This is a genomic window from Streptomyces sp. NPDC057743, from assembly GCF_042798755.1.
In the GTDB taxonomy this organism is placed as follows: domain Bacteria; phylum Actinomycetota; class Actinomycetes; order Streptomycetales; family Streptomycetaceae; genus Streptomyces.
Genome location: NZ_JBHVJX010000079.1, coordinates 1 through 9335 on the forward strand (window position 1 = coordinate 1; position 9335 = coordinate 9335).

Sequence of the window (9335 nt, forward strand, 5' to 3'; positions counted from 1 at the left end):
CCTCACGAAACTCAGGTGTATACGTCCGTTGCTTGGACCCCATGAAACTCAACTTCCCCTGCAATCACGGACTCCACGCTACGAGGGGAGAGACACGGGAGTGTGCCAGGTCTCCGGTTTGGCGAAGGTGAGGACCCCGCCGTGCTTGCGGGGCTGCCCGCCGCGCGGGGTGGAACGGCGCGGGCCGGCGTCGCGGAGCATCACCCGGTCCGACCGCAGCCGGCCGACCAACTCCACAGGCAGATCGGCCAGGACGTAGGCGAGGCGGGTGACGTCGTAGCCGGTGTCCATCACGATGAGGATGTCCGCATCGCCCGGCCGCCACTGCCTGGCGCGCACGAGACGGGTGACCACCTCGCGTAGTTGCCTGGCGGTCACCGCGGTGGCGTCGTCGGCTGGCCCCAGCCGGATCGCGTCCAGCACGGCCGTCCAGGATGTGCGTCCCGTCTCCAGCGCGGCGACGAAGGAGTAGGGCCAGCCGGGGATGAACTGATCTGCGCTGCGACCCCGCCCGTAGACGTGGCAGAACAGCAGGTTAGGGCTGGTGGGGGCGTCGGGACACAGCCAGTTGCTCACGTCCACCGCGAGCACGATCCGCCCGTCGGCCGCACGCGGCAACGGCGTGGAGGCCAGCAGCCGACGCAGGCGGCGCGGCTCCAGCCAACCGTGATTGACCGCGTCGTACATCGCCCCGTGCCCACGCCGATGCTCGGCCGCCAAGGACAGTTCGACCAGCGATGTCACCGGGCCGTCCGCACACAGCACGGTGTCGCTGAGCTCGAAGAGCGCATCCGCGCGAGTGTAGAGACAGTCGTAGAACTCAACCCGAAAGCGGGACAACGCCTCAAGTGCCTCGACGGCGGGGGCATCGGCAGGGACACTCATACTCAGCAGCCGTTCCTTCACGCTCCGTTACTCAACATCTCGAAGCGTCAGGGACGGCCGCGTCACGTGCCCCCGAAACCAGCAGATCTCAGCAGGTCGGGTGACAGGCGAGGTTAAACGCCAAGCTAAACCCTCCCTACGGTCCGGCGAGGTCCGGTTCCAACTCGGAGGAACGGGGTCTGGCGAAGGCACCTCCAGCGTGCAAATGCAGCTCTACCAGCAGTTTCGCTCGCCAGAGGCACTCCCGACTGCTTGGCCAGCTATACCGCCAGTAGACTCTGGCCATGTGACTGCTGTGTCTGCGAAGCCTCGCATCCCCAATGTCCTGGCCGGCCGCTACGCCTCCGCGGAGCTGGCCGTGCTGTGGTCCCCCGAGTACAAGGTCAAGCTGGAGCGGAAGCTGTGGCTGGCGGTGCTGCGCGCCCAGAAGGACCTGGGCGTGGCCGTCCCCGAGGCGGCGCTGGCCGACTACGAGCGAGTGCTGGACACCGTCGACCTGGCCTCGATCGCCGAGCGGGAGAAGGTCACCCGGCACGACGTCAAGGCCCGGATCGAGGAGTTCAACGCCCTGGCCGGGCACGAGCAGATCCACAAGGGCATGACCTCCCGGGACCTGACCGAGAACGTCGAGCAGCTCCAGGTCCGGCTGTCGCTGGAGCTGGTGCGGGACCGCACGGTCGCGGTGCTGGCGCGCCTCGGTTCGCTGGCCGCCCAGCACGCCGAGCTGGTCATGGCCGGTCGCTCACACAACGTCGCCGCGCAGGCCACGACGCTCGGTAAGCGCTTCGCGACCGCCGCGGACGAACTGCTGGTCGCCTTCGGGCGGGTCGAGGAACTGCTCTCCCGTTACCCGCTGCGCGGCATCAAGGGCCCGGTCGGCACCGCCCAGGACATGCTCGACCTGCTCGGCGGGGACGCCGCGAAGCTGGCCGAGCTGGAGCAGCGAATCGCCGCCCACCTCGGCTTCGGCCAGGCGTTCAGCTCCGTCGGCCAGGTCTACCCGCGGTCCCTGGACTACGAGGTGGTGACCGCGCTGGTGCAGCTCGCCGCCGCGCCGTCGTCGCTGGCCAAGACGATCCGGCTGATGGCCGGGCACGAGCTGGTGACCGAGGGCTTCAAGCCCGGCCAGGTCGGCTCCTCGGCGATGCCGCACAAGATGAACACCCGCTCCTGCGAGCGCGTCAACGGCCTGATGGTGATCCTGCGCGGCTACGCCTCGATGGCCGGCGAGCTGGCCGGCGACCAGTGGAACGAGGGCGATGTGTCCTGCTCCGTGGTCCGCCGCGTCGCGCTCCCCGACTCCTTCTTCGCGCTGGACGGTCTGCTGGAGACCTTCCTGACGGTGCTCGACGAGTTCGGCGCCTTCCCCGCCGTCGTCGCCCGCGAACTGGACCGCTACCTCCCCTTCCTCGCCACGACCAAGGTGCTGATGGGCGCCGTGCGCGCCGGCGTCGGCCGCGAGGAGGCGCACGAGGCGATCAAGGAGAACGCGGTCGCCTCGGCGCTGGCCATGCGGGAGCAGGGCGCGGAGCGCAACGAGCTGCTGGACAAGCTGGCCGCGGACGCCCGGATCCCGCTGGACCAGGCGCAGTTGGCCGAGCTGATGGCCGACAAGCTCTCCTTCACCGGCGCGGCCGGCGACCAGGTGGCGACGGTGGTCGCCCGCATCGAGGAGATCACCAAGCGGCACCCCGAGGCCGCCGCCTACGCGCCGGGCGCCATCCTCTGACCGGGGCCTGTGGACTGAGGTGGATCGTTTACCCCGGGGCCGTGGGCTGCGTCTTCTGCTTGAGGCGTTCGTAGGGGTCTGGCCGCCGAGGCCGCCATGAGGGCGATGGTAGTTGTAGTATTTACCGACCACAGGAGCTCGTGCACCTGCTCTGAACTGCGGCGATTCATAGACTACATGTTCGTGACGATGAGATGGGGTCGTTGCCGTAACTCGTCGCGAGGGCTCGTGCGATGGCCCGTCCACCGGGACGGTGGACGGGCCATGAGATGCCAGCGGGATGTGATCAGGCCGGCGGTTCCGGCCCAGTGAGACGCGCTTCGAGATCAGCGACGCGCCGGTCTTGGAAGCGGAGGTTGGAGCGGGCGGCTTTGAGTCGCTCGTCGAGGGTGCGGTTGTCAGCGGTCAGCTGCCGGACCCTTTGTTTGAGGGTGGTGTTCTCCGTGGTGATCCGCTGGACGGCCTCCTCGGTCCACTCGGCTTGCAAGTCCCTGATCTGGCCGAGGAGTTCACCGATTCGGGTGCGCTGGGTGAGGATCTCAGCCTGGGCAGCCTTGAGCGCCTCCTCGGTGTTCAACGCGCGCTCGCGCCAGGTCGCCTCGCGCTCGTCGTCCTGTTCGACGAGCATCCGGGTCCGGCGATCACCTGCCTCGGTTATCGCCGTGGCGATGGCGGCCCGGGCCTCGGGGTTGCCATAGAGGAAGGTGCGTGAGACGTTCGCCCGCCGGGCGACAGCGGCGACGCTGACCTGGGCCTTTTCGCGCTGGAGACGGGCGATGACCTCGCGGACTAGTAGTAGAGCCGTGTCGGTCTTGCTGCGGCGGGCTGCCAGGGCAGCAGCAGTGCGAGGTTCGGGGACGGTGTTCATGCGACGTCCTGCTCGGGGTCGGTGTCCTCGGCTGTGCACGTATCGCTGTACTCGTCTGGTTCGGCGCCGCCTGCGTGAGCGAGGTCGGATGCGCGGAAGGCAGTGGACCACACGCGGTGGAAGTAGTCCTGGGGTTTGCGCAGGTCCAAGGCGAGTGCGTCGTTGCGTCGTCGAGGAGGCCAAGGCCGGCGAGGGCCTTCTCCAGGCCATCGATGGCGCGGGCGGTCGGCTCGAAGTAGCGGTGGAGGTAGTCGGCGGTGGCGTCGTCGGGGGCGCCTTCTGCAAGGAGCCGCCACTGTTCGCGCTTGCGCTGCCAGTAGAGGAGGTCGGCGCCGGACAGGACGAACTTGTCGCAGTTGTGACAGTCGAGGTTCCAGGGGCAGGCGCCGCCGTCGACGACGGGCTGGAAGGTGCAGAATCCGCCTTCGGCGGGGGTGCTGCGGCGGGACAGGTCGATCGCGAGGCTCTGGGCCTGCTCGCGGGTGAGTGGAGTCGTCGGCTCGGTGAGAAGTTCTCCGGGGTTGGCGGTGCCGGGGCCGGAGACCCAGACGTGCTGGAGGACGTCCTCCAGGTCGGACTGGGTCAGGTGGATGTAGTGCTCGGCCATCCGCTCGGAGACGTGGCCGAGGTATCGGCGGACGTGGGTCAGGGTCGCGCCAGCCCGCAGCAGGCTGGTGGCCAGCGAGTGGCGAGCATGGTGAGGGACCCACCGGCCAATGTCGAGCTCGTCGATCCAGGGCTTGAAGCCCTTGTGGAACCAGTTGTAGGACAGCGGCGTGCGTCCATTGCGGTTGCGCTGGTTCGTGGGGAACAGCGCCATCCTGGTGCGTTCCTCTGCGGTGGGAGGCCGGTTGTTCCGGGTCTCGAACAAGGCGAGGGTCTTGCGCTGGCGGTCCTGCAGGAGCTGGTGGACCCGTTCGGGGATCCTCAGTGCCTGGTCGTAGTTGCCGACCTTGGTCTGGTCGTGCCAGAGCATGGGGAGTCCGCCATAGCGGCCGAGGCAGTCCAGGCGGAGTTTGAGTACCTCGCTGCAACGGCGGCCGGTGACGATGATGGTCTCCCAGGCATCCCGCAGGCCGCGGTCGAATGGGTCGTAGGTCTCTGCGCGTCTGAGCAGGTTGGTCTCATCGGCGAGCGCGCGGGCGACGCCGTCGGCGAACGGCGGCCGAGCGCGGCTGACCATCCGCCCCGGTGCGGGCATGGCGGCGATGAAGCCCCGGTTCAGGCCGAGGCGTTCGGCCTCCCCCGACTCCAGGGCCCCGCGCAGGAGCCGCCGGGTGCGGTGGAAGACGCGCTGTCGGGTGTTGGCGGTCACGATCGATGGCTTGCCGTGGACGCCTCTCGCCGCGAGCGAGACGAGGCCGTCCCGCTCGCGTTGCCGCTGGTCGGCGACGAACTGGTGCATGTGCTCGGCCGTCAGCACCCGCGGGTCGTGGCCGCCGGCGGGAGTGTGGAGTTCCAGGAAGGTGCTCAGCTCCAGACCGGCTCGGCGCATGTCGTCGACGTGCCCCCGCTGCGCGGGCAGCTGGGAGAGCGCAGGATCGCGACCAGGTGATCCCAGATCAGGTCGCGCAGCCATCGCTGGGAGACGCCAGTGAGGTCGATGCGGATCGCGCAGCCGGTGAGCTTTCGGCCGAAGTGCTCGGTGAGGACGTAGCCGAGTTCGCGTGTCTCGTCCGGCGTCACGTAGAGAGGATGCAGGGCGCCGGCGATGGCTTGGGCGATGTAGACGTCCTCACGGGTGACCGCCCTGCGCTGGTCCGTGTCATCCCAGTCCAGGTCGGTCAAGGAGCGCAGGCCGTGTGCGCGGCCGTAGTTCGCCAGCCGCTGCAGCGGGGCCGACTCCCAGCGGCCGTGAGGTCGTTGGGTATGCCAGAACATGCCCCACTGGATCTCGGCTCGCAGCAGCGGGTGCAGGCCCCGGAGATTGACCTGCGCGGGCCGCAGCACCGCCGCGGCCGTCGTGCACCACCGGCGGAAGGCCGGCTCGTCCGCATACTCGACCGGAGTGGGCCGGCCGGTGCGTTCATAGCGGTTGCCCCACTGACTGGGCAGGACAGCCCCGCCAGTGCATCTCCTGGGCCGAGCACAGGTCGCCGTGGCCCATCGTGGTCCGCTCGCAGTCCGTGACCAGGCAGTTCCAGCGGTAGACGGGGTGATCGGGCGGGATCGTGATGACGCCCGGGCGGAACAGCGGGTCGAAGGAGGGCGCGTTGATCAGCGCGGTGAGGACCTCCAGCCGGTCCCGGCCAGCGCGGGTGTCATGCTGCGGCAGCAGGGTTGTCACGGTCACTTCGGCTCACCCCAGACCGTGCGCAGGGCGGCGTTGAACGCAGGGTCATGGAGGTCGACGTGGCCGTAGACCTCGTCGACCGTGGCGGCCGAGGCCCAGCCGCCGGCGTCCCGGGCTATCAGCAGGTTGCCGTCGGCAGCGTCGAGGACCGCGGAGGTGAACGTGTGCCGGAAGGCATGGGGTTTCACCAGCCCGAGCCCGGCGCGTTTCCCGGCCCGGCCGAGCATCCGACGGGCCCCGACCGGCGCCCACGGCTGTCCGACGCGGGCGCCGTGCAGTTGGACCAGGAGCGTGCCGTGTCGGGCGCCGCGCGGGTACTCGCTGGTGAGGTACTCGAAGTAGGTGTGCACCATCTCCGGGCTGACCCGCTTGATCAGCCCGCCGGTGACCGTGCCGTGTTCGACCTGCCAGGAGTGCTTGGTCTTGGCCTCGGCCCGGTTGGGGTTCTCCGGCCGGTGGCAGACATGCAGGTGAGGGCTGCGGCACTCGTTGCAGGCCGCGTTCTCCCGTAGGTGCAGGTCGACCAGGTGCAGCCCGCACATCTCGCCGATCCGAAGCCCGCCGTCGGCCAGCCAGGTCACCACCATCCGGTCCCGGGCCGAGTTCACCGCCTCCAGCAGCTTTTCCCTGGACCCGTCGGGCAGCATCTTCGGGTGCCTGCGGTGCGGGCCTTTCGGCGCGAGCGGGTTCGCCGGCATCGCGGACTTTACGTGTCCGAGCATCGAGCGGTGACGGTCCACCCGCGAGGGCAGCCGCGTGCCGTCGAGCTTCTCGCCGAGGTCCACGTTGACGCCGAGGGAGGCTTGGTGCAGGTAGAAGCCCTTCAGGCAGGACGCCGCAATCGACAGCGCGGACCGGCCGTAGGGGTGCTTGCCCACCCGCCACGGCTCCCCGAGCGGCATATGGATCTCGGCGCCGACGATGCCCACGTACCGTTCCAAGTCGCGCAGTTGGACCGTGGCGAAGGTCAGGCACTCGCGCTCCAGCCACCTCAGATGGTCCACCAGGTAGTACGCGTAGGTCTTCTGCGTGCCGGAGCCGTCATGGACGCGCAGGAACCGGTCCGCTTCGGCGTGGAGCGTGCCCTCCGGCCAGACAATCGTCCACGACCTTCGTCCGCCCTTCCGCTCGATTCGCTGGACCCTCAAGTCCCCGACCACAAGGTGCCGTACCACTCGTCCTCCGTACCGACTCCAGAACATGACGAACGTCCTGAACCCGGTCCGTAAACAAGCCGATGACGTCCACGCCACAGGCTCGAACAGACATCACGAACAGCACAAACTACGGTTGGTAAAGTAGTAGTCCTCCCACTCGCGCAGCTTGTCGTTGAAGACCTCGACGTGCGTCGCGTTCGGCGACGCCGTCGGCGCCCTGGAGCACGTGCGCAGGCCCTCGACACCCTTCGGCTTGGTAACGGCGGTACCAGATGTAGTACACCTGCCGGGAGACCCCGAAGTACCGGCAGACATGGCGACGTTCCCGGCGACTACCTCGACGTGACGTATGACGGCAAGCGCCGCTTGGCCTCCCGGTCAAGCGGCTCGGCGGGGCCGGACTTCAACATGGCGCTCGCCGTAGAGACCGGAGACCCAGGTGCCAACGATGATCCTCAGTTTTAGACCTATGGGGAGCTTTGCACGCCCGCCGTCAGCTGGGTCGAGTTTCTCCGTCGAGAGCAACCTGGCCTACCTCACCACACAGGCTGTACGACTTAAGAAGGACGCCCAGATGGGTACGCCGGACTGATGGTTTCATGTCTCGTCTGGTGCAGGATGAAAAGGAGTAAATGACCTAAACCAAGAGGAAGCAGAGCATGGCTGGTAAGTCTGTCGTCATGGTCACCGCCGGAGTCGTCGTAACGCTGGGCGTCGCCACAGCCGTCGTCGTTCCGGTGGCCAAGGAGTGGATCGATAAACGGCACAATGAGGCCGCTTCGTATGCGAGTGGCGCCGAGGCGAAGAAAGAACGCAGCTCTGTCCCGCGCTGGCTCCCGGACGACGCCTCCTCGATTCAGTACGCGATGAAGACCACCGGCGGCGAGCGTCTGGTGAAAGCCACGCTCAAAGACGGCAGGCTGCCGTCGGTCTGCAAGCCGGCCAAGGAGCTGGACGCTCCGGCTCCGGAGATCGAGGCGAAGTGGTTCCCCCACGACGCGGCGGGGAAGGCGACCGCCCGCTGCGGCCTGTACTACGCCTACACCAACGGATCCACTCTGTATGCGTGGCAGATTAACCAGGACTGGATCGGCAGCAACAAACAACGCTGAGGCCGGAAGTCATCGCGTCCCGGGGCGTTGTGATCTATCCGGGGCACCGCGCTTCCGGTTCGCCGGTCACGCCTTACGAGATCCCCACCATCCGCCATGACGGGCTCAGCCCACGGCTGAGCCGATCGACCGATCAGCAAGGAACCGATGCTCACTTTCGTCCCCACCGCTCTCTTCCTCGTTCTTTTCTGTCTCAGTGTTCGGGAGGACCGTCGGCGTTTCCGCAACGCGGTCCTTTTCGGGCTAACTCTGATCAGTCTTTCGATCGCCCTTCTCCTACAGGCTCGCCACTTGCCCGACGGCCCGGCCATGATGATCTACACGCTGGTCTTCCTGGTCCCCGCCTTCGGCGTGGTGGCGCTCGGCGGCTTTCTGGTCGCAAACGGGCTCGCCATGATCAAGAAGGAGGGGCGCCGCCCGGCCAATCTGCTCTCTGGCCTGCTAGGCGTGGCACTCCTCGGCATGATCCTTCTTGTGCAGTCCGTGGCCCGCATCAATGTTTCGCCCGCGTATCAAGCGTTCGTTCTTGCTGTGCTCCTGCTCTCCGGCTATGTCTCCTTCCTGTTCCTCTGCTTCCTCGCCTACGCCGTCCTCTACGGGCGGATCAAAGTCCGGGGCAACGTGGACTTCGTGGTCATGCTGGGGTCCGGTCTGATCGGCGGAGAGCGTGTGTCTCCGCTGCTGGCTTCCCGCCTGCGCAAGGGCCTGGACATCCATGATGCGCAGATCGCGCGTGGCGGCCCGGCACCGATTCTGCTTGCCTCCGGTGGCCAGGGCTCGGACGAGAAGCTGCCCGAGGCCACAGCGATGTCACGCTGGCTCATCCAGCACGGTGCCCCGGTCGAGCACGTCCAGGAGGAGAACCGCTCCTGTACCACTGACGAGAACCTTCACTTCAGCCACGAGATCATGACCACCGGCAAGGCCGACTACCGCTGCGTGGTCGTGACCAACAACTTCCACGCCTTTCGCGCCGCTATGACGGCCCGCCGGGCTGGGGTCAACGGTCAGGTGCTCGGTTCTCCGACCGCGAGGTACTTCTGGCCCAGCGCCACCATCCGCGAGTTCGTCGCCGTGTTCTGGGAACACAGGACGGTCAACTTGTGCATCTGCGCCGCGTTGACCGCCTTGGCGGTGGCCGCCGGACTCACCCGGTGAGCCGGCACGGACAGCGGCCGGCAGAGGGATTGCTGCGTCAGTGAACTTCTTCAACTCGGCCACTGATCGGGGGATGGTTGGTGGCCCGTAACAGGCGAGGCTCTCGGACTGTTGAGCGGGATGTCTCACGTCC

The 9335-nt window shown here is 67.6% G+C and carries 7 protein-coding genes and 2 pseudogenes; 3 read left to right on the top strand and 6 right to left on the bottom strand.

The features are described from left to right. Positions 1-96: 96 nt before the first annotated feature. A pseudogene (locus tag ACFVFQ_RS37810) lies at positions 97-885 on the bottom strand (transposase); the annotation flags it as partial. 295 nt (positions 886-1180) lie between these two features. Here ACFVFQ_RS37810 and purB point away from each other — a divergent pair. Further along, a complete protein-coding gene (purB, locus tag ACFVFQ_RS37815; protein WP_383425179.1) occupies positions 1181-2614 on the top strand; it encodes an adenylosuccinate lyase in 1434 nt (477 codons plus the stop codon). Between the two features lie 286 nt (positions 2615-2900). Here the strand turns inward: purB and ACFVFQ_RS37820 are convergent, their stop codons facing one another. From ACFVFQ_RS37820 to ACFVFQ_RS37840, 5 genes and pseudogenes are all read right to left on the bottom strand, one after another. Next, positions 2901-3692, bottom strand: coding sequence for a DUF6262 family protein (locus tag ACFVFQ_RS37820; protein ID WP_383425181.1), 792 nt, complete (start codon positions 3690-3692; stop codon positions 2901-2903). A gap of 427 nt (positions 3693-4119) precedes the next feature. Next, positions 4120-5061 (bottom strand): annotated as a pseudogene (locus ACFVFQ_RS37825) (tyrosine-type recombinase/integrase); the annotation flags it as partial. Continuing rightward, positions 4953-5363: a hypothetical protein gene (locus tag ACFVFQ_RS37830; protein WP_383425168.1), complete on the bottom strand. Its 411-nt coding sequence runs from the start codon at positions 5361-5363 to the stop codon at positions 4953-4955. The pseudogene ACFVFQ_RS37825 and the gene ACFVFQ_RS37830, both read right to left, overlap by 109 nt. A gap of 145 nt (positions 5364-5508) precedes the next feature. After that, a complete protein-coding gene (locus ACFVFQ_RS37835) occupies positions 5509-5775 on the bottom strand; it encodes a hypothetical protein (RefSeq protein ID WP_383425171.1) in 267 nt (88 codons plus the stop codon). Next, the gene (locus ACFVFQ_RS37840) at positions 5772-6923 is read right to left on the bottom strand and encodes a tyrosine-type recombinase/integrase (RefSeq protein WP_383425173.1); all 1152 of its coding nucleotides are present in this window, start codon (positions 6921-6923) and stop codon (positions 5772-5774) included. The genes ACFVFQ_RS37835 and ACFVFQ_RS37840 overlap by 4 nt, the downstream gene beginning before the upstream one ends. A gap of 668 nt (positions 6924-7591) precedes the next feature. Here ACFVFQ_RS37840 and ACFVFQ_RS37845 point away from each other — a divergent pair. Both ACFVFQ_RS37845 and ACFVFQ_RS37850 read left to right on the top strand, forming a co-directional pair. Then, complete coding sequence (locus ACFVFQ_RS37845; protein WP_383425175.1) at positions 7592-8044, top strand: hypothetical protein; 453 nt, start codon at positions 7592-7594, stop codon at positions 8042-8044. 147 nt (positions 8045-8191) lie between these two features. Next, positions 8192-9202: a YdcF family protein gene (locus ACFVFQ_RS37850; protein WP_383425177.1), complete on the top strand. Its 1011-nt coding sequence runs from the start codon at positions 8192-8194 to the stop codon at positions 9200-9202. The last annotated feature ends 133 nt before the right edge of the window (positions 9203-9335 follow it).